Here is a 23732-nt window from a genome sequence, read left to right as displayed (position 1 = left end):
GCTCCCGCCCCTAGACCTCGACCACCCGGGGGTTCATGACCGCTTCGCAGGTGATGGAGTTGGCCACGAAGCAGTACTTGTGGGCCTTCTCGAACAGCTCAACCACCTTGGCCATGCTGGTGCCGCGGGTGACGCGGATGACCGGCCGGAGGTGGATCTGGGTGACGCGGGTGACTTTCTCCACGGTGTCGAGAATGGCCTCGGCGTGGTCCTCGTAGCCCACCACCTCCACCTTGGCCTTGGCGCAGAGGGCCAGGAAAGTGAGCATGTGGCAGGTGGAGAGGGCCGAGCCCAGGAGATCTTCGGGGTTCCAGCGGGTGGGATCGCCCATGTACTCCGGCGCGCTGCTCACGGAGAGGGGGTGCTTGCCAGGGTTGCTGACCGTGGCGTTGCGGTTGTAAGTGCCATCCAGGGTATTGCCGGTCCAGGTCAGGGTGAGGGGGTAGCTGTGGGCCATGGGGGCTCCTCGGGTTCTGTAGCCAGAATGCCACAGCCCGCACGTGCTAGCCTGGATCAGCCTTTCCGGAGCTTTCATGCGCACGTTGCTGCCCGCCTCCCTGGCCCTGCTCGCCCTGCCGGTCCAAGCCCAGTTCTGGAGCGAATTGGCCAATCCCAAGGTCGAAGTCACCCTCGTGCATCCGCCGGGCCTGGGCCTCAAGGTGGAGCGGCTGGCCTTCGCGCCCTCCAGGGACATCAACTCCCGCGAGCTGGCCGATGCCCTCACCGCCGACCTGGTGCAGAGCCGCCAGGTGGAGGTGGTGGACCGGGCCCACCTCGATGCGGTGCTCAAGGAGCAGGAACTGGGCGCCAGCGGCTACGTGGAGCCCGCCACCATCGCCAAACTCGGCAAGCTCCTGGGCCCCAGTGTGCTGGTGATCGTGAACGTGAACCGCTCAGATCTGAGCCGGAATCAGTCCACCAAGGAAGAGCGCAGCACCGACTACAAGACGAAGCAGGAGGTGATCCGCCACAAGCGCACCAGCATCACCAGCCTCGATTTCAGCGCCACCGTGCAGGTGGTGGATCTCAGCACGGGCAAGGTGTTCGGTGCCCAGCGCCTGGAGGATACGCCCAGCCTCAGCAACACCTCGTACGAGGGGTTTCCCGCCTACCCGCGGGATTCCGATGTGCGCCGCCTGGCCTTCGAGACCGCCAAGATAAAGGTGCTGCGCATGCTGCTCTCCTGGAGTGAGGTGCGCAAGCTCACCTTCTTCGACGACGAAACCTTCGGCATGGATAAGGCCCATCAGCGCCTCAAATCCGGAGACGTGCGCGGGGCCATGGACTTGGCCCTGGATGGCCTCGATCAGTCCAAGCGGGACAAGGGCCAGAAGCCCAAGTACTACCCCCGCGCCCAGTACAACGTCGGCATCATCCACTTCATCCTGGGGCGCTACGAGGAGGCCCTGCCCTACCTGCGCGCGGCCCTGGACATGCAGCCCGACGCCAGCATCTTCCAGACGGCCCTGCGCGAGTGCCGAGAGGCCATCGACCTGCAGGAGGCGCTGCGGCGCGCTGAAAGCCGCAGCGCCACAGCTCCACCACCGGAGTCGAAGCCCCAGCCCAGACCCGAAGCCGCCCCTGCCAAGACGGGGCCTGAGGAGCGCCTCCAGAAGCTGCAGGAGCTCTACAAGAAGGGCCTGCTGGACAAGAAGGATTACGAAGCCAAGAAGGCGGAGATCCTCAAAGAGCTGTAGCCGCATGAGCCAAAATCACGGGCCGATGCCGATCAGACCTTTTGCAGTCCACGTGGCGGATGAGGTTCTGTCTGATCTCAGGGCGCGCATCCTTCGTACGCGCTGGCCTGATCGGGCCCCGGGAGTAGCCTGGGAACAGGGGACGGACCTCGATTTCCTGAAGCGTCTGCTTGGCTACTGGGCCGATGGTTTCGACTGGCGCTTGCAGGAGCGCCGGTTGAACACCTTCAGGCACTTTCGCGCGGAGCTTGAAGGCGTTCAAATTCACTTCGTGCATGAGCGCGCGCGGGAGGGGAACGGCATTCCCTTGATCCTGACCCATGGTTGGCCCAGTTCGTTTCTGGAGCTGCTTCCGCTGGTGCCTCTCTTGACCAACCCGAAGGCCCACGGAATCGACGGCCCCGCCTTCGACCTCGTCATTCCCTCGCTGCCTGGGTACGGTTTCTCGGAGCGGCCCGCCCGCGTCACCTACCAGACCGTGGCTCACCTGTGGCACCAGCTCATGCAGGGCCTGGGGTATGAACGGTATGGCGCGGGAGGAGGCGATTTTGGCGCGGGTGTGACCACCTTCATGGCCCTCAAGAATGCGGCGCCCTTGATTGGCATCCACCTGACCACCATGGAGCTCTGGCCGCCCACGGGTGAAGCGACCCGGCCATGGACCGAAACCGAAAGCGCCTATGTGGCTGAGGTGCGCCGATGGGAGGAGGCCGAGCGGGGCTACTCCGCCATCCAGTCCACGAAACCCCAAACATTGGGCTACGCCCTGAACGATTCACCCGCCGGACTCGCGGCCTGGATTCTCGAAAAATGGCGGGCCTGGAGTGACTCGGGCGGAGATCTCGAAGGGCGTGTTTCCCGGGATTTCCTCCTCACGATGCTCACGCTTTACTGGGCCACGGAGACCATCACCCCCTCCATGCGTGATTATTTCGACAACCGCTGGCATGGGGTGGATCTCCGGCCCGGGGAACGGGTGCGGGTGCCCACGGGATTCGCCAACTTTGACCACAACTTCGTATCAGAGGGCAGCCCGCCCCGGGAATGGGTCGAGCGGCTTTACGACGTGCGCCGGTGGTCCGCCATGCCGAGCGGTGGGCACTTTGGCTCCGCCGAGGAGCCCGAGCGGCTTGCGCGAGATATCGCAACCTTCTTTGCGGGGATCTGACTCCCACCCGCAACGCCCGGTCTGTTCGGACCCGCTAAGCTCTAGCTAGGTGGCCGGGTCAGCTGTGGAAGCACCCATCACGCTTTTCGCGGTTCCTTCTTTCTCGAGTGATTGGAATTCCATGCCCACGCCTGCCCGCATCCATGTCGCCCATGCCCTGCATGAAGTCTTTGGGGAAGGCGGCCGCGTGCCCGACATCTGGGATCGTGAGCTGGGAGAGGATGCCCATCTGGCTCAGGCTCTGCTCGGCCTGTGTTTGCGCCGCTGGGGCCGCCTGCAGGCCTGGGTGAAACCCAAGCTGAAAGATCCTGATCGCGGCGTGCCCCTGGGTACCCGAGTGACCCTGGCCATGGGCCTGGCCCAGTTGGCCTGGCTGCCCGGTGTCAGTGATCACGCCGCTGTAAACGAGGCCGTGGAGCTGGCGGGAAATCGCGATCTGGGCTTCGTTCCCCACAAGGGCTTGGTGAACGCCATCCTCCGCAAGGCCGCCAAGGATCGCACGGCCCTCGCCGCGGAACTGGAAGCCCTGCCCGCGGCCCTGGATCGCAGTTCCGCCGCCGAGCGTGCCCTGAGGGCGGCCCTGGCACCCCATGGCGCCGGGAAGCATGTCGAGGGTGATCTGGAAGCGCTCTGGGCCCGGCTGCAACGGCCGCCACGGCCGGACTTCCGATTGCTGAAGGGCGAAGTCCCCGAAGGACTGGTGCCCTTGCCTGAGGTGCCTGGGTGTCTCTGCCTGGAGGACGGCGCCCCCTTCCCCCGGCCCTGGCTGGAATCCGCCGCCGGCATGGTGCAGGATCGCAGCTCCCAGGCCCTGCTGGCCTACCAATGGGAGCGGCCCGTCACGCGCATTCTCGATGCCTGCGCCGCTCCCGGCGGCAAGGCCACCACCCTGGCGCTGCGGCATCCTGAAGCGGATCTGGTCGCCCTGGAGGTGCATCCCCGGCGCGCGGCACGCCTGCGCCAGACCCTTGAGCAGCGCGGCCTCCGGGCCCGGGTGATCCACGCCGACGCCGCCGAATGGCTGGAGCGCGCCGAGAGCGACTTTGACTTGATCTTGCTGGATGCGCCCTGCAGCGGCAGCGGCACCCTGCAGAAGCATCCCGAATGGCCTTGGCTACAGCACGAAGACCTGCCTCGCCTGACCGGCCTGCAGCGCCGTCTCCTCACGGCCGCGGCTGAACGGCTGGCGCCCGGTGGGCTGCTGATCTATGCCGTGTGCTCCTGGCTGCCCGAAGAGTGCGAGGCCCACCGAGAGTGGCTGGCCGAGGCCAGACCCGACCTGCAGCCCGCCCCGGTGTGGCCTGGGCGCCTGGGCACGCCCGGGGAAGGGAGCGAGGGCCATTCCCCCGTCTTCCGGCCGAACCCCCTGCACTGGGAGGGCGAGGGCTTCCAAGGCTTCGCGGTTACGCGCGCCTAGCTCAGGGCACACCGTTCGGGGCGCAATCTGGAGCGTAAGCCGCGCCATAGAGGCTCAGGTCGTAGTCGTGCACCAGGAACACCGGCGTGGAGCGGGTGAGCAGGTCCAGATGGGCGCGGTAGTTGCGCTCGAAGCGGGCCATGAAGCGGCCACCGAGGAAATGTGATGTGTTCTTCGAGGCGATGCCGCCCGCGAGAAACAACCCGCCCGTGGGCATGAAAACGGCGCAGAGATCGGCACACACGCGGGCGTAGAGGTCCACGAAGAGGGCCATGGCCCTTGCGCAGGCGGCGTCCGTGGCAGCCTGCGCGGAAATGGCCGCGGGCTGATCAGTATTGGGAAGGGCCAGGATGGCGCTGGCGGCTGGTGTCCAGGGCGCGCGATGGGAATCCAGAAGGAAGCGGAAGAGGAGCGCCAGGCCCATGCCCGAAACAGCCATTTCGGCCCCCGGGGGCCCGGGCAGGCCCTTCTGCAGGTGCTTCCATAGGGCCAGGGAATCCTCGTCGAAAACGGGCAGGCCGATGTGTCCGCCCTCGCTGGGAAAGGCACGGGGCCCCTGGGGCGTGCGGATGATGAAGCCCACGCCCAGCCCGGTGCCCGCGCCCACCACCAAGGCCAGGCCATGCGGATCTGCCACGGGCAGGCTGCCATCGCCGTGGGGCAGCGGGGTGACCTGGGAGGGATCGGTCAGGTCCAACTGAACGACACCGCAGGACAGGGCGATGAAATCATTGACCAGATGAACGGGCATGTGGAGGTCGCGCTCCAACGCGGGGCCATCGATGTCCCAGGGGGCATTGGTGAGGTGGATGCGCCGGTCAAGCACGGGACCTGCTCCTGAAAAGCAGGCCTGGGTGGGGCGCACCGCCGTGTTTGCCTCCAGGAAGGAGCGGATGGGGTCGAGCAGGGTGCGCTCCTCCTGGGTGCTGAAGCGGGCCTTGTGGAGAAGGCGAAAGCGGTCACCCTCGGGCGCCAGCAGGGCCAGGTTGAGGTTGGTGCCGCCCACATCGGCGACCAGGACGGGGGAATCGGCGCAGGCAATCACGGAGGAACCACCTCGAATCGGTTTGAGTCACGGGCAATACAAGTCACGACATGAAACGGTAACCGGGATCAGGACAAGAGCTTCCCTGAAAACAAAGGGCCGGAAATCACCGAGGGCGCGGAGGATGTCTTTTTCCTCTGCGCCCTCGGTGCTGGTCGGTCTTGGACCGGTTGACGGTAGAGGCTGCCTACTTGGAGATGACGCGCACCATTTCCAGCACCTTGCTGGAATAGCCCCACTCGTTGTCGTACCACGACACCACCTTCACGAAGGTGCCGTCGAGGGCCATGCCGGCCTCGGCGTCGAAGACGCTGGTGCAGCTCTCGCCGCGGAAGTCGGTGGAGACCACCTTCTGGTCGGTGTAGCCAAGGATGCCCTTCATCGGGCCTTCCGAAGCGGCCTTCATGGCGGCGCAGATGGCTTCGTAGGTGGTTTCCTTGTTCAGCTCGACGGTGAGATCGACCACGCTGACGTCGCTGGTGGGCACGCGGAAGGCCATGCCCGTGAGCTTCTTGTTCAGCTCGGGGATGACCTTGCCCACGGCCTTGGCCGCGCCGGTGCTGCTGGGGATGATGTTCTCGAGGATGCCGCGGCCGCCGCGCCAATCCTTGTTGCTGGGGCCGTCCACGGTCTTCTGGGTGGCGGTGGCGGCATGCACGGTGGTCATGAGGCCGCGCTTGATGCCGAAGGCGTCATTCAGCACCTTGGCCACGGGGGCCAGGCAGTTGGTGGTGCAGGAGGCGTTGCTGATGATGGTCTGCCCGGCGTAGGTCTTGTCGTTCACGCCGAAGACGAACATGGGCGTGTCGTCCTTGCTGGGGGCGCTCTGAATGACCTTCTTGGCGCCGGCGGCGATGTGCTTCTGACAGGTCTCCTGGGTGAGGAAGAGGCCCGTGCACTCGATGACCACATCCACGCCGATCTCGTTCCACTTCAGCTCGGCGGGATCCTTCACGGCCGTGAGGCGGATCTTCTTGCCGTTGACGATGAGGGTGTTGCCCTCCACGGCGATGGTGCCCTTGAAACGGCCATGCACCGAGTCGTACTGCAGCATGTAGGCCAGGTAGTCGGGCTCGAGCAGATCGTTGATGCCCACGATCTCGATGTCCTGGAAGTTCTGGACGGCGGCGCGGAACACCATGCGTCCGATGCGGCCGAAGCCATTGATGCCAACTTTGATCGCCATGTGGTTCTCCTAAAAAAAGGTCGTTCAGTGGGCGAGGGCCGCGGCCCGACGGGCCAGATCCATGATGACCTTCCAGTCGCCTGCGTCCAGTGAAGCCTTGGGTGTCAGCCAGGATCCGCCCACGCAAATGACGTTGGGCAGGGATAAATAAGCGGGAGCGCTTTCTGGAGTCACGCCACCGGTGGGACAGAAGCGCAGGCCCGGAAATGGGCCCGCCAGAGCCTTGAGCATGCCGACGCCACCGACCTGCTCGGCGGGAAAGAGTTTGAGGAGGCGGAATCCCGCCTCCACGGTGGCCATCACCTCTGAAGGGCTCATGACCCCTGGCAGCAGCGGAATGGAACTTTCCCGCGCCGCGGCGATGAGGGCGGGGGTGAGGCCGGGGCTCACGGCAAAGGCGGCGCCAGCCTCTTCCACCTGGCGCAGGGCTTCGGGCGTGGTCACGGTGCCGGCGCCCACCCGGGCCCCGGGAAAGCGGTGGCTGATGAGGCGGATGGCGTCCAGGCCGACCGGCGTGCGGAGGGTGATCTCCAGGGCGGACAAGCCACCTTCGAGCAGGGCCTCTGCCAGGGGCAGGGCCTGGTCCAGACGCTCCAGGGCGATGACGGGCAGCACCGGAGAGGCCTGGAGCATGTGTTCGAGCTTCATGGCAGCGTCCGATCAAAGCTGGGCCCGAAGGAGGTGGCTCCGGCTTCGGCGGTGGTGGCGTGGGCCCGGAAAAGCCCGAAGAGCTCCCGGCCCAGGCCCCGATCATGGCCGGTGCTGGGCGGTTGCGCCAGGGGGCGCAGGGCCCATTCGGCGGGATCGACCCGCACTTCCAGGGTGCCCCGCTCTGCATCCAGTTCGATGAGATCGCCATCTTGGATCTTGGCCAGAGGCCCACCCGCCAAGGCCTCGGGCGAGGCATGGATGGCGGCGGGCACCTTGCCGGAGGCGCCGGACATGCGGCCGTCTGTGATCAGTGCCACGCGGTAGCCGCGGTCCAGCAGGTTCGCCAGGGGGGGCGTGAGCTGGTGCAGCTCAGGCATGCCGTTGGCGCGGGGCCCCTGGAAACGCACCACCACCACCACGTTCCGGTTCAGGCTGCCCGCCTGGTAGGCGGCTTGCAGGGCCTCCTGGCTGTCGAAGACCCGGGCCTGGGCCAGGATGTGGCGGTACTCGGGCTTCACCGATGAGACCTTGATGACCGAGCGACCCAGGTTGCCTGTGAGCAGGCGCAGGCCCCCGTTGTGGGAGAAAGGCCGCAGGAAGGGCCGCAGGATCTCCTCGTCGCGGCTCTGGGCGGGGGCTTCGCGCCACACCAGGGCCTTGGTCTTGGGTTCCAGCTCCGGCGCCTGGGTGTAGGGGCGCAGGCCCGGCCCGGCAACCGTGAGGACGTCGTCATGGAGGAGACCGGCGTTGAGCAGTTCGCGGATGAGGAAGCCCATGCCGCCCGCCTTGTGGAAGGCATTCACATCGGCTTCGCCATTGGGGTACACCCTGGCCAGCAGGGGCACCTGGGCCGAGAGCGTGTCGAAATCGCTCCAGTCGATGTGGATGCCCGCAGCTCGGGCGATGGCCACCAGGTGCAGGGTGTGGTTGGTGGAGCCACCGGTCGCCAGCAGGCCCACCATGCCGTTCACGATGGCCCGCTCATCGATGACCAGGCCCAGCGGCGTGTATTCGGAGCCACCTGCGACCAGCTCCACGGCGCGGGCCGCCGAGCGGCGCGTGAGGGCCTCACGGAGAGGGCTGCCCGCGGGCACGAAGGCGGTGCCGGGCAGGTGCAGGCCCATGATTTCCATGAGCATCTGGTTGCTGTTGGCGGTGCCGTAGAAGGTACAAGTGCCAGGCGCCGAATAGGCCTTGGCCTCCGACTCCAGCAGCTCCGCGCGGTCCGCTTCACCGGCGGCGGCGCGCTGGCGCACGCGGGCCTTCTCCTCGTTGGAGATGCCCGTCACCATGGGCCCGCCGGGCACGAAGAGCACTGGCAAATGGCCGAACTGAAGGGCCCCGATGAGCAGGCCGGGGACGATCTTGTCGCACACCCCGAGGCAGAGCGCCGCGTCGAAGACGCTGTGGGAAAGGGCCACCGCCGTGCTCATGGCGATCACATCACGGGAGAAGAGCGACAGCTCCATGCCGGGCTGGCCCTGGGTGATGCCATCGCACATGGCGGGCACGCCCCCGGCCACCTGGGCCGTGGCGCCCGCGGCACGGGCCGCCTGACGGATCCAGGCGGGATAGGCCTCCAGCGGCTGGTGGGCGGAGAGCATGTCGTTGTAGGCGGTCACGATTCCGATGTTGGGCTGGCGGCCTTCACGAAGGGCCGCCTTGTCCGCCCCCGAGGCCGCGAAGCTGTGCGCCAGGTTCGCGCAGGAGACCAGGCAGCGGTGAGGTGTGGCGGAAGCGGCCTCCCGGATCTGCGCCAGGTAGGCGTTCCGGCTGACGTGGCTGCGCTGCCGGATGCGATCAGTCAGGGCTGCCACATGGGGATTCAAAGCCATGAGATGTTCCTTCGAGGGTCCGACCGTAGCCGCTACATATGTAATTTTATTACTTCGCAGGACGAAATCCAGCCCATTTGTCGTAATATTTCTACAGCGGAGTGCGGATGAAAAGCCTGCCCGATTTCGACATGGTGCTGTTTGGAGGCACTGGCGATTTGGCCATGCGCAAGCTGCTTCCCGCTTTGTACCAGCAGGTGAAGACAGGCCGGGTGAACCCGGCTTCGCGCATCCTCGCGGCAGCCCGCAGGGAAATGTCCAAGGCGGAGTTCCTGGCGCTGGCTGAGGCCACCTGTCGGCCCTTCCTGGGCGAGGCCTACGATGCCGAAACCTGGAATGCCTTTGCCGCGCGGGTGGACTACTTCCCCATGGATGTGCGGAAACCCGAATCCTACGGGCCCCTCGCCGCAGCCTTGGGTGTGCATCCAGAGCGCATCCGGGTCTTCTACTACTCCACGGCACCGGAATTTTTCGCCACCATGTCGGCCAACCTTGGCGCCGCGGGTCTCATCTCCACGCGCTCGCGGGTGGTGGTGGAAAAACCCCTTGGTCACGACCTCGATTCCTCCAGGACCATCAACGACGCCATCGGCGAACACTTTGCCGAGCGGCAGATCTTCCGCATCGATCACTACCTGGGCAAGGAGCCTGTGCAGAACCTGTTGGCCCTGCGTTTCGGCAACGTGCTGTTCGAGCCTCTGTGGCGCCGGGAGTGGGTGCAGGACGTGCAGATCACGGTGGCTGAACAGCTCGGCATGGAAGGCCGGGGCGATTTCTACGACCGTACCGGAGCCTTGCGCGACATGCTGCAGAACCACCTGCTGCAGCTGCTCTGCATCGTGGCAATGGAGCCGCCCACGGGGAGCGATCCCGATGCGGTGCGCGACGAAAAACTGAAAGTGCTGCGCTCCCTCAAGCCCTTCACCGCGGCCGACGTCGCCACCAAAACCGTGCGGGGCCAGTACCAGGCCGGGGCCGCGGCGGGCATGCCGGTGGCAGCTTACGTGGAGGAGTCCGGTGTGGACGCGGACAGCCGCACGGAAACCTTTGTGGCCGTGAAGGCGGAGATCGACACCTGGCGCTGGGCAGGGGTGCCGTTCTTTCTGCGCACGGGCAAGCGCATGCCCGACAAGCTGGCGGAGATCGTCATCAACTTCCGTCCCGTTCCGCATCCCATCTTCGGTGAGTCTGCCCATGGGGGCCGCGCCAACCGACTGATCATCCGCATGCAGCCCGACGAGAGCATGCGGCTCTACCTGGTGGCCAAGCAGCCGGGTGAGGCCATGGCATTGCAGCCCGTGAACCTCAACCTGGATTTCGCCGAATCCTTCCGGGATCGCCGCCTGGAAGCCTACGAGCGGCTGCTGATGGATGCCATCCGCGGCAAGCTCACGCTCTTTGTGCGGCGGGACGAGCAGGAGGCCGCCTGGCGCTGGGTGGAGCCCATCCTCGACCAGTGGGAGGCCAGCGAGGATCGGCCGAGAAACTACACCGCCGGCAGCTGGGGGCCGGCAGCCTCCAGCGCGCTGCTCTCACGGGATGGGCTCGCCTGGAACGAGGAGTACTAGCGGTGCCAAGCCTCCGGGAATGCTCCAACGGCGCAACGCTTGTGGCAGCGGTGGCGCAGCACGTGGCGCGGCGCTTGAAAGAGGATCTGGCCCAAGGGGGACAGGCGGTGCTGGTGGTGTCAGGGGGGCGAAGCCCCGTGCCATTGTTGCAGGCGCTGTCGACGCAGGCCCTGACCTGGGAGCGCGTGGTGGTGACGCTCACCGATGAGCGCTGGGTGGCGCCCGATCAGACCGACAGCAACGAGGCCCTGGTGCGCAGGCATCTGCTGCAGGGCCGGGCGGCTATTGCCCGCTTTGTGCCCCTCTGGACCGGTGATGACACGCCAGAAGCCGCCGTGCCTGCGGTCTGCACGTCCCTCGGGGCCCTCGCGCATCCCTTCAGCCAGGTGATTCTGGGCATGGGTGAGGATGGCCACATGGCCTCGCTGTTTCCCGGTTCATCCGAATTGGGCTCGGGGCTGACCACCGAAGCTGCCGCCCTGGCCGTGCATCCACCGCATGCGGCGCATGCCCGACTGAGCCTGTCCCTGCGGGCGCTTCTGGACGCCCGTGATGTGGTGCTGATGATCGCGGGTGAGGAGAAACGCCTGGTTCTGGAGCGGGCCCTTGGCGAGGGACGCGTGGAGGATCTGCCGGTACGGGCCATCCTGCGGCAGACAGCGGTGCCGGTTTCGGTATTCTGGGCGCCGTGACCATTCATGGGCAGCGACCCGATCTCCCAGCCAGGCCAAAGCCAACAGCGGCTGAGCGCAGTGCCGGAGGTGTCCCATGACGCTCTCCCTCCTTTCCCGCATCCAGACCCTGCTTTCCGACTTGCCGCCCTCGGAGCGGCGGGTCGCCGAGTTGGTGTTGAACAAGCCGGTGGAGGTGATCTCCGCGCCCATTACGCAAATCGCCATCTGGTGCGAGGTGAGCCAGCCCACGGTGATCCGTTTCTGCCGGCGCCTGCAATGCGCGGGGCTGCCCGACTTCAAGCTCAAGCTGGCAGGGGATCTGGGAGCGGGCATTCCCTTTGTCCATGCCAGCCTGTCCCCCGGTGATGGCCTCGGCCAACTCATCGGAAAGGTTTTCGATCACGCGGTGGCCGGATTGACTCAGGGGCGCCAAGCCCTTTCACCGGACACGCTGGAACAGGCGGTGGAGGCGCTCGACCGGGCCAGTCGCATCGAATGCTATGGGCTGGGGAATTCCGGTGTGACCGCCCAGGATGCCCAGATGAAGCTCTTCCGACTGGGCACGCCCACCATCGCCTGCACCGACACCCACATGCAGCGCGTGGCCGCGGTGCTGCTGCCCGCGGATGCCGTGGTTCTGATCATTTCCAATTCCGGCCGCATCAAGTCCCTGCTCGAAGTGGCCACTCTGGCCCGGCGCTCCGGCGCCAAGGTCATTGCCCTCACGCGCACCGATTCGCCCCTGGCGGCCCTCGCCGACATCGTCCTGCCCGCGGATGTCCAGGAGAACCCCGAGGTCTATGCGCCGATGGTGTCGCGTCTGGTGCATCTGGCCATCATCGACGTGCTCACCGTGGCCCTGGCCCTGCGCAAAGGACCGGCTGCGCTCACCCGCATGGAGGCGGCGAAGGCATCGCTCCAGCCCACCCGTGAGGTGACCTAACCTTTAGGCGGGAAGGTTGCCCGGCGCATAAGGCGAGGCGGTCGTCCCGGGTTCGGCCACCACCGGCCCAGAACCGCGCCGCTGAAGGACGGAGGCGTCCACAGTCAGTCCGCTGGGGAAACGGCGAGGGCCCAATGCCACGCCGGGCAAGGTCCAGGGCATGTGGCTCCAGGGCTGGTGAGCGGTACCGGCCGCATTGGGCTGGATGGCATCCAGCCATCCGGCCGTGTAGCGCAGCCCCACCTGCCCCAGCTGCAGGGCCATCCACTTCAGGGCTCCATCCGACAGGCCGCTTTCCTGATGGACGGTGGGATAACCGCCGCCCACATCTGCATGAGCCCCTGGAAATAGCACCTGAACGATGCGGGTGTCCGCATCCCAAAGGGTGGGCGAGAAGTCGATGCGGCGCTCATCCAGAGCCACGGCATGGAAGCCATTGAGCACTTTCGGGCTGAGCTTGGTGTCGGCGAAGCGGAAGGCATCCTGCCGCGCGCCGCCGGAGGCATAGACGGGGATGCCCATGGCGCCCACCGTATCCCACACACCCACGGCCTGCAGGGTATCCACGGGCACGAGGTCGCTGTCCTTGAGGGACCCGATGGAAAGGAAGGCCGGGAGATCCGACACGATCTCGGCCAGTCGGGTCAGGCTGAAGGGGTTGCTAAGGGCCGCCTGCCGGTAGCGGTACCAGGCCTGGGCACCGGAGCGATAGGCCTGTTCCTTATCCTTGGTGAGGCCGGGGCGCAGCACGCCCTGCGAGGCGATGAGGCCCGCCAAGGCCCGGGCGGTGTACGCGCCGCGGCTGAAGCCCAGGATGCTGATCCGGTCGCCCGGCTGGTAGTTCCGGGAGATGAAGGTGTAGCCGCGGACAATGCGGGAGATGAGGCCTGCACCAAAGGCGCCGCCCATGAGGCGCAGGATGGCGTTGCGGGAATCACCCACGCCGTGGAGGTACTTGGCCACCTGCACGGTGGCGCCGTCTTCCACCAGGGTCTTTTCCTGTTCATCGGCGAGGAGGAGTGAGGTGGGGCTGAGGGCCCCATCGAGGCCTACGAAGAGCTTATAAACGTTGGTGGGATCCGCTGTCTGATCGTGGTTCTCGTCCTCGTTCGGATTGTTCCAGGTGCCATCCGCGCAGAACACGATGTGCTTCGACATGTGAGCCTCGGGAAAACCAGGCCGACAGGGGCGGCCCTGAATGGGTGAATCCCAGGATGGTCCAGGCAATGCTTGCTGTGATCAAGAAAAAACAGTCAAAAATGCTTTCGATGGGGTTTGCCTGAGCCCCTACTTCACGGGTTTGAAGGCTGGCCTGGTGGCGGCATTGGCCACCGCTTGGCCCAAGTCAAAGGTGAACTGGGCCTGCTGCACCATGCCCTGCAGGTCCCAGGTGGGATCGTACTCATCGGTGACCTGGTGATAGCGCTTGCCGTAGGCGGAGGCCTTGGCCTTGAGGGCCGCGAGATCGGCCCCGATGTAGTCGCGGCCGCCACCCACGGAGAGGGCGGGCACGCCTGCCTGAACGAAGCTGTAGTGATCCGAGCGGAAGTAGCCGCCGCCGGTATCGGGATGACTGGGGCCGATGCTGAGGCCCGAGGCTTTGGCCACGGCGCGACCCAGGTCGCCGAGGGTGCTGCGTTCGCTGAAGGGCAGGCCCATGTCTCGGGTGGGGGCCACGAAGTTGAGACTATCCAGGTTCAGGTCGGCGACTGTCTTGGCCAGCGGCCAGAGGGGATTGGCCGCGTAGGCCTTCGAGCCCAGCAGGCCCTGCTCTTCGGCGCAGACGAAGAGGAACATCTGGCTGCGTTTCGCAGGCGTGTGCCGCGCCGCCTGGGCCATGGCCAACAGGGCCGCGCAGCCGGAGGCATTGTCCACGGCGCCGTTGTAGATGGTGTCTTTCTCGTGCCCGGGTTCTGGATTCGGGTGGCTATCCAGAGCCAGGTCGCCGCCCTTGCCCAGGTGATCCCAGTGGGCGCTATAGACCACCAGCTCATCCTTGAGAGCAGGGTCCGAGCCTGGCACCACGCCCGCCACGTTGAACTGATCGACGATGCGAACAGCGCTGTGAAGCTGGCCCTTGAGGGTGAGATTTAGAGGCACGGGGTGGAAATCACGGGTCTGGGCCTTGGCGCGGAGTGCGTCCAGATCTTGGCCACCCTGCTTGACCAATGCCCTGGCAGTCTCCTCGGTCATCCAGCCTTGGAGCCCTGTCCCGGCGGGGCCCTTGGCCAACGAGAAGCGCTCCGCCTCCCAGCTGGGCCGCACCACGCTCCAGCCATAGGTGGCCGAAGGTGTGGTGTGGATGAGCAGCACACCCGCGGCGCCATGTTTGGCGGCCATCTCGAACTTGGTGGTCCAGCGCCCGTAGGCGCTGAGATTGGGACCATCGAAAAGGCCCGGTTCGTCCGTCGTGGGGGCGGGTTCATTCACCATCACAAGCAGGATCTTGCCCCGCAGGTCCACGTCCTTGTAGTCGTTCCAGCGGTACTCCGGGGCGTCGATGCCGAAGCCCAGGAAGACCACGGGGGCCTCAAATACCTGTTCCGCCTTGGCCTGGCCCGCGCCGAAGACGATTTCCGACCCGAACTTGGGCGTGAGGCAGGCGCTTCCGCTCTGAAAGCTGAGGGCGCTGCGATCCACCTGGGTGCGCAGGCCCAGGAGGGATACCGGCTGGCGATAGGAGCTGTCCTGGGCTGGTTTCAACCCCAGCATCTGCAGCTGGGTTTCCAGGTAGCGCGCGGTCAGTTCGGCCCCGCGCTGACCTGTGCCTCGACCTTCCAGCAGATCGTCGGCGAGGAATGCCAGGTGGGCCCGAAGCGGACCTTCCTGCACCTGGGCACCGGGATTCGCGGTTTGAGCCATCAGGCTGGTGGCCGCCAGGGCTGGAAGCAGGAAACGCATGAAGGCTCCTCGGAGGGAGCCCTCAGCATACCTCGCAAGACGGGGCCTTGGAGGAGATCAGATGTTGGTGGCACCGGCGGGTACACTCACGCCCGCGACCCCTGCGGCCTTGGCATTGGCAAAGACCTTCCCCCCGGTGCTGGGCCCGGTGGCGAACACCGCACCCTGGCGGACACCGGCCTCAGAGGTGCAGATGACTGGAATTTTGGCCGCGCCCAGGCGCTGGATGAGAAAAGAGGCCGCACTGCTCCCGTCACTGACCACCTTGTCGCTGGGCAGCAACAATACGGCGTCGGGGTGGCGGGTGGTGACGGCTCCAGCGGCCCTTCCGATATCCTGCGGGCCTTTGACATCCACCACCATCACCTTCACGCCGCTGAAGGCGCTGCTGGCGGCTTCCACGGTGCCCTTGCTGTTCGCGACGTCACACACCACCATCACGGTGGTGCAGTTGGGCCAGGTTTGGCGGAGGCTCTTGGCGAGGGCGTCGAAATCGCCGGCACAAAGGGGCACTGCCAGAAGGACGAGGGCGGAGAAAGCGGTTCTGAAACTCATGGGTTGACTCCTGATGCGCGGGGCTGCCAAAGACTGAAAGCTCACCGTTAAGCCATCGGCTCTGAACGGCCAGATCTGAACTTCGGTAAGCCCGGCAGGAGTGCCGGGAAGAGCGGGATGTTTTCATGGAGCGGGATCAGTCTTCCTTGGAGTGCAGACGGCCGATCTGAAACTGGATGGCCCCCAGCAGAGCCACTGGGGCCGTGACGGCGCGAAGAATGCTTCGTCCCAGGCTCACGGGTTTCCAGCCGGCTTTTTCCAGGGCCGCGAATTCACCGGGGGTGATGCCACCCTCGGGCCCGCTGGTGAAGGCCAGGGATTCGTGACAAAAGTCCGGATTGGCCAATCCGGTAGCGAGTTCATAGGCCACCCACTTCTGCGAAGACGGCCAGCCCAGCAGTTGCTCGAAAGGGATGGGGGCACGCAGTTCGGGCAGGCGGCTGCGGTGGCTCTGCTCACAGGCGGATTGGATGAGACGCGACCAGCGTTCCATGCGGGCCAGGGTTTTGGCGGCGTCGTACTCGCTGCGCTGGTAGATGACGGGCTGGATGAGGGTGGCGCCCAGTTCCACGAGGGGTGGCAGCCACTCATCGAAAAGGCTGAGCTGGGCGGGCAGGGGCAAGCAGGCCTCCAGGGCCATGGGGGGTTCGCGCTCTTCCTGCAGAGGGGAAACGAGTCTGGCTGTGGCGCGACCCCGGTCCAACTCCGCCAGGTCTGCAGTCCAGATTTCTTCGCCCAGTACCAGTTCCAAGGCCGCCCCAGGTTTCAGGCGCAGGGCCTTCAGGTGGCGGGACGCTTCGGGACCGAGATGGACCAGCGTGTTTTCAGCCGTCGGCAGGGCGTCCATGAACAGGCGGGGCAGGCTCATGGGGACATGATGTGGGATTCTCGGGGCCGTGGCGAGGCAGGCTGCAACAGGCAGCGACCTCTCTGAGGCAAGGTTCCTCAGCAACCCGTCTCAACCAATTCAGAAGGATTGGGGTCAAGACAGATACTCAGTTGGCATGGGTTATGACCTGAAAGCCTCTGGGGCCGTTGCCCCTCACCCGAAAGGAATCACCATGAACCTCCGCCGCCTCGCCCTCGCCGCCTTCGGGATCACACTGGTGGGCGCCTCCCTCTTCGCCCAGACCCCGGAGCCGGGCACGCAAACCGCCACGCCCAAGCGCGAGGCCCGCGCCGAAAAGCGTGCGGATCGCCAGCAGAAGCGCATTGCCCAGGGCGTAGCCAGCGGTTCGCTGACGCCCAAGGAGACGGCCCGCCTGGAGCGTCAGGAAGCCAAGGTCGACAAGGACATCGTCAAGGCCGAGGCCGACGGCAAGATCACCAAGAAGGAAGCGGCCAAGATTGAGCGGGAACAGAACAAGGAAAGCCGCCGCATCCGCATACAGAAACACGACGCCCAGACCACCAAGTAGGCCTGTGATTCCGAGGATGAGAAGGGGCCCTTCGGGGCCCCTTCTGGCGTGTGGCTGGGCCGGGGCTTGGCAACCCAGATAAGCTAAAAGATCTGGAGGACCCTTGGTTGATGCCCTGCTCCAAGCCGCGCCCTGGTGGGCTTGGGTTGGATTCCATGCCTTCGTGTTTCTCATGCTGGCCCTGGACCTGGGTGTCTTCAACCGGCGGATCCACGCGCCCAGCATGCGCGAGGCCGGGATCTGGAGCGTGGTGTGGATCAGCCTGGCGCTGATTTTCAATGGCCTGATCTTCCAGGCGGAGGGCACGCAGAAGGGCCTGGAATGGTTCACGGGCTACGTGCTGGAGAAATCCCTCAGTGTCGACAACCTGTTCGTGTTTGTTCTGGTCTTCCGCAGCTTCCAAGTGGATCTCCGCCATCAGCACCGGGTGCTGTTCTGGGGTGTGCTGGGCGCGTTGATCATGCGTGCCGCCATGATCCTGGCGGGCACGGCCCTGCTGAACCGCTTCGAGTGGATGATGTACGTCTTCGGCGGTTTCCTCGTCTACACGGGCCTCAAGATGCTGCTGGTCGATGAGCAGGAGGCGGATCCGACGCAGAACCCCATGGTGCGGGCCTTCCGGCGCCTGGTGCCCTATGACGAGACGGGCGGTCACGAGCATTTCTGGGTGGTCCGGGCTGGCAAACGCTTCGCCACGCCCATGCTGCTGGTGCTCATCACCATCGAGGTGACAGATCTGGTGTTCGCCGTGGATTCCATCCCGGCGGTGCTGGCCGTGAGCCGCGATCCTTTCGTGGTCTACACGTCGAACATTTTTGCCATTCTGGGATTGAGGAGCCTCTACTTCCTGCTGGCCAAGATGATGGACCGCTTCCATCGGCTGAAGACCGGCCTGGCCGTGGTGCTGGCCTTCGTGGGCGTGAAGATGTGCGTGGCGAAATGGTTCCACATCCCGGTTCAGTACAGCCTGCTGATCATCGCCGCAGTGCTGGCGGGCAGCGTGGTGGCCAGCCTGGCCTGGCCAGCAGAGCGGGACGGAGAAGCATGATGGAAGTCTGGCGTCACGATCTTGAGACGGCTCCGGCCTCGGGCCCTTTCGTGGTCACCTTGGGCACCTTCGATGGCGTTCACGCGGGCCATCGGGAACTGCTGCAGATTGCCTCCGGGCGGGCCAAGGCCCAGGGACAGCGCGCGGCGGTGGTCACCTTTGATCCCCACCCGACCCTGGTGGTGTCCCCGGAGCGGAAGCCGAAGCTGCTCATGACCCTGGAGCAGCGGTTGGCGGCCTTTGAGGCCGAGGCCATGGACTTGGCCTGGGTGATTCCGTTCAGCCGGACCTTTTCCGAACTGAGCCCCGAAGCCTTCCTGGACCGCCTCCAGCAGACCCTCAGGCCAGTGGAGATTCACGTGGGCCGGGCCTTCTGCTTTGGCCGTGACCGCAGCGGGACCGTGAGCACCCTGGAAGCCTGGGGCGCGTCCCACAACTGCCTTGTCCGCACGCTCGCCCTGCGGGCGCCCGACGGGGGCCGTCTTTCCAGCACCCGCATCCGCGAGGCCCTGGATGCGGGGGATGTGGCCATGGCCGCCGCCTTCCTGGGGCATCCATACACCCTCACGGGCGTGGTGGTGGAGGGTGACCGCCGGGGCCGCCACCTGGGATTTCCCACGGCTAACCTGGCCTGGGAACAAGAGCAGATGCCAGCCTATGGGGTTTATGTCACGGAAGTGGCCATGCCCCATCATGGGGGCAGCCACTTGGGGCTCACGAACGTAGGAGAAAAGCCCACCTTTGATGGGCAGCGGCTCACCGTGGAAACCCACTTGCCGGGGTTTGAGGGCGACCTCTATGGTGCTCGGCTCCATGTGCGGTTTCTTCACCGCATCCGGGGCGAAGTGAAGTTCCGTTCGGTGGATGAGCTTCGGGCCCAGATTGCGCAGGATGTGGCCGAGGGCCAGGCCTGGTGGACAGCCAATCGGGTTTAGGCGTGGTTAGCTGGCGACATCCACCCGCCAGCGGGTGAGGGGGCGTTCCGCCAGGTCCCAGATGTGCAGGCCCAGGGGCAACCGGTTCACGCCGAGGCGACGCCGGATCTGAGCCTTGGCAGCATCCAGGCTGTCGGCCTCAATGGGGCCGTATTCCATGAAGTAGTCGCTGAGTTTGTAACCGAAACTGCGAGGAGAGGTCAGCATGGGGGCTCCATCCGTTCCATGAGCTCAATATTCGTTTTATTTTCGTTTTTGTCAAGGGCTGATGCGAAAAAAAGAGAGCGGCCCGGGCCACCCTCTCAGTTTCAAGCTCATCATTGGACAATGACTGTCGCATGGCTGGGTCAGCGGATCCGAAACTCCACTCGGCCTTCAAAGGGCGGGGTCAAAGGACGTGGCAGGGGCCGCAGGATGATGCGGTCATCATCGCAGTCGTGGTGCCTGTGCCAGGCGCGGCGCTCCCAGCGATCCTCCCACCGCCGCTCGTCCCAATGGCGGTAGGGGGAGCAGCGGGGGGCTTCGATCACCACGACGCGGCGGGGGCCCTGCCAGCAGCGGCCATGGGCGGAGAGTGGAAGGGTCGCGAGGGTTGCAAGGGCGAACAGAACCAAGCTTCGCATGGTGTCTCCTTCCGGGGCTGGGTTGCCTGCCCGGTGCAGAGGATTGTTCACGTCTTGTGCCAATAATATAAATTAAATATCTGTAATATTTACAAACACAATCATTCAACCGCGTCTCGCGAAATGCAACGTGCAGCCGCCACGCTGTGGCAGGGGACGACGCCTTACTTGTCGCGACGGTCACCCACCACGGCGGCTGGTACGCCCGCCACGATGGACCACTCGGGCACATCCCTGACCACCACGGCCCCCATGGCCACCACGGCGTGGTCGCCGATGGTGACGCCATCGGTCACGCCCGCGTTGGCGCCAATCCACACATCTCGCCCAATGCGGATGCCACGCGATCTCACAGGCTGATCTTTGATGTCGCGATCGGATTTCAGGCCATGATCGAAGGCATAGAGGGCGGCGCCGCTGGCGATGCGGGTGCCATCCCCGATGACGAGGCCCTTGCGACCTCCGTCCAACCGTGCCCCAGCATTGACGCTCACATCACTGCCCAGGGTGATGGGGCCATGGAGAAAGGCCTGGGCTGCGATGGCGCAGCGGTCGCCGAGAACCACAGGGCGGCCAGGCTCTCCGAAGATGGCCGCCTCCGGGGCGATGAAGCAGCCCTCGCCCAGGTGCACCGTCTCCTGGGCCAGAAGCTGGGCCTGAACCTCGGCCTGCCAGGCCTGGGCCCAGTCGCGGTGTCGGACCTTCAAGGCGAAGTAGAGCCAGGGCATCCAGGACAGGCGCCGTTTGTGTTGTTCGCGAAGGGCTTCTGGATCGCGCATGGCTTCATGCTAGCGCTACAGTAGCGCATGCCCCACCTCGGCCCCCTGCCCTCCTGGTCCTTTGCCCTCGGCGTGACCACGTCGCTGTTCTCGGTGCTGAATCCCATCAGCGCGGCGGCCATCTTCGCCAGCGCCACGGTGGGCATGGATCGCGTCGCCCTCCGCCGCAGTGCGCGAAAGGCCTCTCTGACAGCAGGCACGGCCATGATCGTGTTCGCGCTGGTGGGCCAATTCATCTTCAGTTTCTTCGGCTTCACAGCCCTGGCCATGCGCTTCGTGGGGGGCGTGCTGGTGCTCTACCGCGCCATCTCCATGCTCTATGGCGAAGATCCTCGTGAGCGAAGCACCGAGGATGAAAAGGCCGAAGCCAGCCTCAAACACCCCGAGGATTTCGCCATCATCCCCTTCGGCATCCCTTTGTTGGCGGGCCCGGGAACACTGTCCACCGTGATGGGCATGATCGCGGGCGTGACCTGGCGCGAGTACGGCGTGGTGCTGATGGCCATCATCGCCAACATCTGGTTGACCTACCTCATCCTGCGCAAGGCCCCGGCCGTGTTTGCGCGCATTGGCGCCATCGGCACCAAGGTCATGAACAAGCTCATGGGCCTCATCCTGGCCGCGGTGGCCATGCAGTTCCTCATCAACGGCGTGAAGGCGCTCTACGTGGAAATGCAGCAAGCGCCGCCTGCAGCGGCTGTCTCCACCAAATAGCTACTTCAGCGCGGCCTCGATGGCGGCCTTTAGTTCGGCGCTATCAGGAGCCACCTTGCTGCTGAAGGCCTGGATCACCTGACCATCCTTACCCACCAGGTACTTGTGGAAGTTCCAGGAGGGCTCGCCGTTCTTGGCCGTGAGGAAGGCGTAGACGGGCGCCTGGTGGGGGCCCTTCACCTCCAGCTTTTCAAACAAGGGAAAGGTCACGCCGTAGTTCTTCTGGCAGAAGGTCTCGATCTGGGCGGCGGTGCCGGGCTCCTGGCCACCGAACTGGTTGCAGGGGAAGCCCAGGATCACCAAACCCTTGTCCTTTAGTTCGGAGTAGAGCTTCTGAAGACCGGCGTACTGGGGGGTGAAGCCGCATTCGCTGGCCACGTTCACGGCCAGGACGACCTTCCCCTTGTAGGCGGCCAGGGACTGGGGTTTGCCATCCAGGGTGTTGAGGGTGATTTCGTGCAGGGACATGGGGTTCCTTTCGGCGGCAAGGGATGGCAGGGTGCCTACCAGGCTGGCGGCCAGGGTGAGGGCTAGGGTCAGGACAGGGCGCATGGGGGCTCCGGGCTTGGTTCTTGGGTGCCGGCGAGAGGGGGACCGTTCCAGGCGAATCGCTGACCCGGATTCCCGGCCCTGATCTGATCCCCGGTGCGGAACTCCGAATGAGCGGCCCGAAACGTCCGCCCGGCGGCCATCCGTCCGTACGAATCGGACTGAGGCATGCTGGAAGCCATGCGATTCGTCCCCCTCCAGCAGCATCTTCTGTCCCGCCTGCGCAAGCGGACGCCCTGGGTGGTGGTGCTGGTCTTCACCGGCGTGTTCACGGCGTTCCAGTTCCTGCTGGTCTCGGCCTCGGACCAGATGCGGCAGCCGGGGGCGCTGGCGAATTCCCTGCTCACACCCTTCCTGATGTCCTTCTGCTATGGATTCCTGACACCCCTGCCCTGGCGCTGGAGTGGAGACGATCAGGGCCGGGCCCCCTTCTGGCGCGGGTTGATCCAGGCGCTCGTCTTCAATGCCTTCCTCATTCTGCTGCTGGTCGCCATCAGCTGGTTTCTGGTGCATGGTGCCAGCGCGAAGGCGGCGGCACTGGGGTACCCCCGGGGCATCACACCCACCTTCATGGGCATTCTCTCCATGACGCTGCTGGGCGGTCTGCCCATGATGACCATCGTGGGGGCCATCATCGCCTTCTCGGTCATTTCAGAAGAAGAAAAGGCGGCTGTGGAGACGAAACTGGAAGAGGCCCAGTGGGTGCTGCTGCGTGGGCAGCTGAGCCCCCATGTGCTCTTTAACTCGCTCAATGGCCTGGCCGAACTGGTGCGGATGGATCCTCTGGCCGCGGAGCAGGCGCTGCTGGATCTGTCGGAGTTGTACCGGGCCCTGCTGCGCCACGGGGATCGCCCCAAGGCCCCCCTCAGCGAAGAGAGGGCTCTGGTGCAGCGATTCCTGGCCGTGGAAGGGTTGAGGTTTGGTTCCCGCTTGCAGGTGCGTTGGGAATGGGATGAAAGCCTGGATTCTGTCGAAACGCCCCCGTTCTTGCTGCAACCCCTGGTGGAAAACGCCCTGAAACATGGCATTGCGCCTCACTCGGCCGGAGGCGAACTGGTCATCCGGCTGCATCGCGAAGGGACCGGCCTGCGGTTGCAGGTCGCCAACTCCGGCAAAGGCTTGGGCTTGCTGCCGGGCCAGGGAGTGGGCCTTGGCAACCTGGAAGCCCGGCTGAAGCTGGCCTATGGGGCGGGGGCCACCTTCCACCTCCGGCCAGAGGGGAGCCTCACGGTGGCCGAAGTGGTGTTGGAGCACCTGGAGACACGACGATGAAGACCCTCCGCGTGGCGCTGGCCGATGACGAGCCCCTGGCCCGGGCTCGGCTTTCACGGCTGTTGCGGGAGGCGGGCTGCGACGTGAAGGCGGAGTTGGAGGATGGCCCCTCCACTCTGGCCTGGCTGCGGGAGCCCAGGGAGGTCGACGTCCTCTTCTTGGATATCCAGATGCCAGGCGCCACCGGCCTGGAGGTGGCGGCGGAGCTGGCCGACTGTCGCCATTGCCCGCCCGTGGTGTTCGTGACCGCCTATTCGGAGCACGCGGTTCGCGCTTTCGAGGCGGCGGCGGTGGACTACATCCTGAAACCTGTGTCAGCAGAACGCCTGGCAAAGTCCCTATCCCGCCTGAAGGAGGGCGGCCTCCGCCGCTCCGAGGCGCCCACCTCGACCCCCCAGCGCTTCCCGGTGCGGGCCGGAGAGGGGCACGTGTTCCTGGATCTGAAACGGACTACCCACTTCGAGGTGGAGGAGGAGGTGGTTTGGGCCTGGGCCGGGGGCAGTCGGCACCGGACCTCCTGGACCACCCTGGCGGAAGTGGAGGCGGCCTTTCCCGGGGCTGCTTTGCTCCGCATTCAACGGCACCTGCTGCTCCGCCCCGAGGCGGTGCTGGGCCTGAAGCCTCTGGAGGGGGGGCGGGCCTCGGTGCGGGTGGCCGAGGGGCTGGATCTGGAAGTCAGCCGCAGCGTCACACCGAAAATCAAGGAGATGCTCGGGCTCTGACGAAACAATCCAGGGGCTAGGATGGGTCTTGA

General features: G+C 65.5%; 25 protein-coding genes. 12 read left to right on the top strand and 13 right to left on the bottom strand.

From position 1 onward, the window contains the following. Nucleotides 1-10: 10 nt before the first annotated feature. Nucleotides 11-457 (bottom strand): OsmC family protein, encoded by a 447-nt coding sequence (locus Q9293_RS18495; RefSeq protein ID WP_306249062.1) that lies wholly within the window; start codon nt 455-457, stop codon nt 11-13. A 76-nt stretch (nt 458-533) separates the two neighbouring features. On the opposite strand from Q9293_RS18495, the gene Q9293_RS18490 reads away from it, so the two are divergent. From Q9293_RS18490 to Q9293_RS18480, 3 genes are all read left to right on the top strand, one after another. After that, the gene (locus Q9293_RS18490; RefSeq protein ID WP_306249061.1) at nt 534-1697 is read left to right on the top strand and encodes a CsgG/HfaB family protein; all 1164 of its coding nucleotides are present in this window, start codon (nt 534-536) and stop codon (nt 1695-1697) included. Nucleotides 1698-1722: 25 nt separating this feature from the next. Beyond that, nucleotides 1723-2865 carry an epoxide hydrolase family protein gene (locus Q9293_RS18485; RefSeq protein ID WP_372342170.1) on the top strand — a complete coding sequence of 381 codons (1143 nt, stop codon included), beginning with the start codon at nt 1723-1725 and terminating at the stop codon, nt 2863-2865. Nucleotides 2866-2986: 121 nt separating this feature from the next. Continuing rightward, entirely contained in the window at nt 2987-4282 is a 1296-nt protein-coding gene (locus tag Q9293_RS18480) for a transcription antitermination factor NusB (RefSeq protein ID WP_306249058.1), read from the top strand. A gap of 1 nt (nt 4283) precedes the next feature. Here the strand turns inward: Q9293_RS18480 and Q9293_RS18475 are convergent, their stop codons facing one another. From Q9293_RS18475 to edd, 4 genes are all read right to left on the bottom strand, one after another. Continuing rightward, nucleotides 4284-5327, bottom strand: coding sequence for a glucokinase (locus tag Q9293_RS18475; RefSeq protein WP_306249056.1), 1044 nt, complete (start codon nt 5325-5327; stop codon nt 4284-4286). A gap of 187 nt (nt 5328-5514) precedes the next feature. Further along, a complete protein-coding gene (gene gap, locus Q9293_RS18470) occupies nt 5515-6513 on the bottom strand; it encodes a type I glyceraldehyde-3-phosphate dehydrogenase (protein WP_306249054.1) in 999 nt (332 codons plus the stop codon). A 24-nt stretch (nt 6514-6537) separates the two neighbouring features. Beyond that, on the bottom strand, nt 6538-7161 hold the full coding sequence (locus Q9293_RS18465; protein ID WP_306249052.1) for a bifunctional 4-hydroxy-2-oxoglutarate aldolase/2-dehydro-3-deoxy-phosphogluconate aldolase: 624 nt from the start codon (nt 7159-7161) through the stop codon (nt 6538-6540). Beyond that, nucleotides 7158-8999, bottom strand: coding sequence for a phosphogluconate dehydratase (gene edd / locus Q9293_RS18460; protein ID WP_306249050.1), 1842 nt, complete (start codon nt 8997-8999; stop codon nt 7158-7160). Before edd ends, Q9293_RS18465 begins: the two co-directional genes overlap by 4 nt. A gap of 107 nt (nt 9000-9106) precedes the next feature. Between edd and zwf the strand changes: the two genes are divergently transcribed. The 3 genes from zwf (at nt 9107) to Q9293_RS18445 (ending at nt 12184) form a co-directional block, all read left to right on the top strand. Next, nucleotides 9107-10567, top strand: coding sequence for a glucose-6-phosphate dehydrogenase (gene zwf, locus Q9293_RS18455; protein WP_306249048.1), 1461 nt, complete (start codon nt 9107-9109; stop codon nt 10565-10567). Between the two features lie 2 nt (nt 10568-10569). After that, on the top strand, nt 10570-11259 hold the full coding sequence (gene pgl / locus Q9293_RS18450; protein ID WP_306249046.1) for a 6-phosphogluconolactonase: 690 nt from the start codon (nt 10570-10572) through the stop codon (nt 11257-11259). A gap of 76 nt (nt 11260-11335) precedes the next feature. Next, entirely contained in the window at nt 11336-12184 is an 849-nt protein-coding gene (locus Q9293_RS18445) for a MurR/RpiR family transcriptional regulator (RefSeq protein ID WP_306249045.1), read from the top strand. A gap of 3 nt (nt 12185-12187) precedes the next feature. On the opposite strand, the gene Q9293_RS18440 is transcribed toward Q9293_RS18445, so the two are convergent. From Q9293_RS18440 to Q9293_RS18425, 4 genes are all read right to left on the bottom strand, one after another. Next, nucleotides 12188-13342 (bottom strand): DUF2235 domain-containing protein, encoded by a 1155-nt coding sequence (locus tag Q9293_RS18440; protein WP_306249044.1) that lies wholly within the window; start codon nt 13340-13342, stop codon nt 12188-12190. Between the two features lie 129 nt (nt 13343-13471). After that, nucleotides 13472-15085 carry a M28 family peptidase gene (locus Q9293_RS18435; RefSeq protein WP_306249043.1) on the bottom strand — a complete coding sequence of 538 codons (1614 nt, stop codon included), beginning with the start codon at nt 15083-15085 and terminating at the stop codon, nt 13472-13474. A gap of 57 nt (nt 15086-15142) precedes the next feature. Further along, on the bottom strand, nt 15143-15640 hold the full coding sequence (locus tag Q9293_RS18430; RefSeq protein WP_306249042.1) for a hypothetical protein: 498 nt from the start codon (nt 15638-15640) through the stop codon (nt 15143-15145). Between the two features lie 136 nt (nt 15641-15776). Next, nucleotides 15777-16508, bottom strand: coding sequence for a 16S rRNA (uracil(1498)-N(3))-methyltransferase (locus Q9293_RS18425; RefSeq protein WP_306249041.1), 732 nt, complete (start codon nt 16506-16508; stop codon nt 15777-15779). A gap of 193 nt (nt 16509-16701) precedes the next feature. On the opposite strand from Q9293_RS18425, the gene Q9293_RS18420 reads away from it, so the two are divergent. From Q9293_RS18420 to Q9293_RS18410, 3 genes are all read left to right on the top strand, one after another. Then, nucleotides 16702-17058 (top strand): hypothetical protein, encoded by a 357-nt coding sequence (locus Q9293_RS18420; protein ID WP_306249040.1) that lies wholly within the window; start codon nt 16702-16704, stop codon nt 17056-17058. A gap of 103 nt (nt 17059-17161) precedes the next feature. Further along, nucleotides 17162-18106 (top strand): TerC family protein, encoded by a 945-nt coding sequence (locus Q9293_RS18415; RefSeq protein ID WP_306249039.1) that lies wholly within the window; start codon nt 17162-17164, stop codon nt 18104-18106. Further along, nucleotides 18103-19041, top strand: a complete 939-nt coding sequence (locus Q9293_RS18410) for a bifunctional riboflavin kinase/FAD synthetase (protein WP_306249038.1) — start codon at nt 18103-18105, stop codon at nt 19039-19041. Before Q9293_RS18415 ends, Q9293_RS18410 begins: the two co-directional genes overlap by 4 nt. A gap of 6 nt (nt 19042-19047) precedes the next feature. Here the strand turns inward: Q9293_RS18410 and Q9293_RS18405 are convergent, their stop codons facing one another. From Q9293_RS18405 to Q9293_RS18395, 3 genes are all read right to left on the bottom strand, one after another. Next, on the bottom strand, nt 19048-19248 hold the full coding sequence (locus Q9293_RS18405) for a hypothetical protein (protein WP_306249037.1): 201 nt from the start codon (nt 19246-19248) through the stop codon (nt 19048-19050). 140 nt (nt 19249-19388) lie between these two features. Further along, nucleotides 19389-19664 carry a hypothetical protein gene (locus tag Q9293_RS18400; RefSeq protein WP_306249036.1) on the bottom strand — a complete coding sequence of 92 codons (276 nt, stop codon included), beginning with the start codon at nt 19662-19664 and terminating at the stop codon, nt 19389-19391. A 164-nt stretch (nt 19665-19828) separates the two neighbouring features. Next, on the bottom strand, nt 19829-20443 hold the full coding sequence (locus tag Q9293_RS18395) for a DapH/DapD/GlmU-related protein (protein ID WP_306249035.1): 615 nt from the start codon (nt 20441-20443) through the stop codon (nt 19829-19831). Nucleotides 20444-20470: 27 nt separating this feature from the next. Between Q9293_RS18395 and Q9293_RS18390 the strand changes: the two genes are divergently transcribed. Beyond that, nucleotides 20471-21157, top strand: a complete 687-nt coding sequence (locus tag Q9293_RS18390; protein ID WP_306249034.1) for a MarC family protein — start codon at nt 20471-20473, stop codon at nt 21155-21157. On the opposite strand, the gene Q9293_RS18385 is transcribed toward Q9293_RS18390, so the two are convergent. Beyond that, a complete protein-coding gene (locus Q9293_RS18385) occupies nt 21158-21709 on the bottom strand; it encodes a glutathione peroxidase (RefSeq protein WP_306249033.1) in 552 nt (183 codons plus the stop codon). A gap of 177 nt (nt 21710-21886) precedes the next feature. Here Q9293_RS18385 and Q9293_RS18380 point away from each other — a divergent pair, with 177 nt between their 5' ends. Both Q9293_RS18380 and Q9293_RS18375 read left to right on the top strand, forming a co-directional pair. After that, nucleotides 21887-22978 (top strand): sensor histidine kinase, encoded by a 1092-nt coding sequence (locus Q9293_RS18380; RefSeq protein ID WP_306249032.1) that lies wholly within the window; start codon nt 21887-21889, stop codon nt 22976-22978. Beyond that, on the top strand, nt 22975-23700 hold the full coding sequence (locus Q9293_RS18375) for a LytTR family DNA-binding domain-containing protein (RefSeq protein ID WP_306249031.1): 726 nt from the start codon (nt 22975-22977) through the stop codon (nt 23698-23700). Before Q9293_RS18380 ends, Q9293_RS18375 begins: the two co-directional genes overlap by 4 nt. Nucleotides 23701-23732: the final 32 nt, after the last annotated feature.

The sequence above is a fragment of the Geothrix sp. PMB-07 genome, assembly GCF_030758935.1.
Classification (GTDB): Bacteria; Acidobacteriota; Holophagae; order Holophagales; family Holophagaceae; genus Geothrix.
The sequence above is the reverse complement of the archived record's forward strand: the minus strand, read 5'-3'. Positions and strand labels throughout refer to the sequence as shown.